Raw genomic sequence first — 1,459 nt, 5'->3', positions numbered from 1 at the left:
GTGGGTCTTGACCGAGAGCAGCGAGATGACGTGGTCGGCAGCGGCGGTCTCGGCGCGGCGCGAGAGGAACCCGAGGCGGGAGACGCGGCGCAGGGCGCTGAGAGTCGCGTTCAGGCGCACCGAATGCTTCAGGATGAGCCCCTCGGTGCCACGGTCCTCGGGCACGTAGGCGACGCCGAGGCGCTGCATCCGTGTCACGTTCAGGCGACGGATCGGCTTGCGTTCACCGACGGCCACCGTCGCGCCTCGACTGGAGTCGGCACCGGCGATCGCTCGCATCGCGTGCTTCTGGCCGTGGCCCTGCAGGCCCGCGAGCCCGAGGATCTCGCCCTGTGCGACGGCGATGCGCGCGTCACCGAGGTCGGGGATGTGCGCGGTGAGGGCGGGGGCGCCGGTCGCGTCGTGCGGGGTGCGGGCGATGCGCTCGAGCGGCTCGAGCGCCTTCCCGGCGAGCTGGGCGAGCAGGCGCTCGCGCGTGGTGTCCGCGGTGCCGCCGGTCCAGACGAGCGCGCCGTCGGTGATAACGCTGACGGTGTCGGCGACGGCGAAGACCTCATCCATGCGGTGCGAGACGAAGAGCACGGATGCCCCGTCCGCCGCCAGCTCGCGACTGATGCGCAGCAGGTTCTCGGCGTCGGGCTGGTCGAGCGACGAGGTGGCTTCGTCGAGGATGAGAAGCCGCGGGTCGTTGCCGAGCGCCCGCGCGATCTCGACGAGCTGCAGCTGGGCGAGGCTCAGGGTGCGGCAGGGGGCCCCGAGCGGCAGGTCGATGCGGTAGCGATCGAGGATCTCGGCGGCGCGGGCGTTGAGCCGGCGCTCGCTGATCGTGCCGAGGATCGTACGGGGATAGTGGCCGAGCATGATGTTCTCGGCCACGGTGAGTGCCGGCAGCACCGACAGCTCCTGGAAGACGGTGATGATGCCTGCTCGCGCGGAGGCGGAGGTGCTGCCGGGAGCGACGGTGCGCTCACCGGCGAGGACGGCGCCCTCCGTGGGCGAGACCGTGCCCGACAGCAGCTTGACGAGCGTGCTCTTGCCGGAGCCGTTCTGCCCGAGGACCGCGTGCACTTCGCCGGGGGCGAAGGCGAGCGACACGTCGGAGAGGGCGCGGACCGGCCCGTAGGTCTTGGTGAGTCCGGAGACGGCGAACCCGCCGGGGGCGGTGGCCCGCGGAGACCGGCTGGTCTCCGCGGGCGCCGCTCCCTCGTGCAACGAGGCAGACATCGGTGTGGTTCCTTACTTCTGGACCATGTAGTTCGTGTACAGGTCCTGCTCGGCGACGATCGGGACATCCACGTGGGAGCCGGCCGGGGTGTTGAGCTTCAGATAGGTGTCGAGGTTCTCGTTGGTGATGAGCTCGTGGCTCAGCACCGGCTCACGGTCCTTCATCTCCCAGCCCTGGCGGAGCTTCACGCCGGCCCAGAGCGCGTCGAGCACGATGGCGGGCGACACGACGATG

Annotated in this window: 2 protein-coding genes; both read right to left on the bottom strand. The window is 70.9% G+C overall.

The window, feature by feature from the left end; all coding sequences use genetic code 11:
• Window positions 1–1,224: ATP-binding cassette domain-containing protein (locus ASG00_RS07930; RefSeq protein WP_162238368.1), on the bottom strand; the 1,224-nt coding region annotated here is incomplete at its 3' end.
• A gap of 12 nt (window positions 1,225–1,236) precedes the next feature.
• Window positions 1,237–1,459: hypothetical protein (locus tag ASG00_RS15355; protein WP_162238367.1), on the bottom strand; the 223-nt coding region annotated here is incomplete at its 5' end.

Origin of the sequence: Microbacterium sp. Leaf351, assembly GCF_001423825.1 — a bacterium.
Taxonomy (GTDB): domain Bacteria; phylum Actinomycetota; class Actinomycetes; order Actinomycetales; family Microbacteriaceae; genus Microbacterium; species Microbacterium ginsengisoli.
The sequence above is the reverse complement of the archived record's forward strand: the minus strand, read 5'-3'. Positions and strand labels throughout refer to the sequence as shown.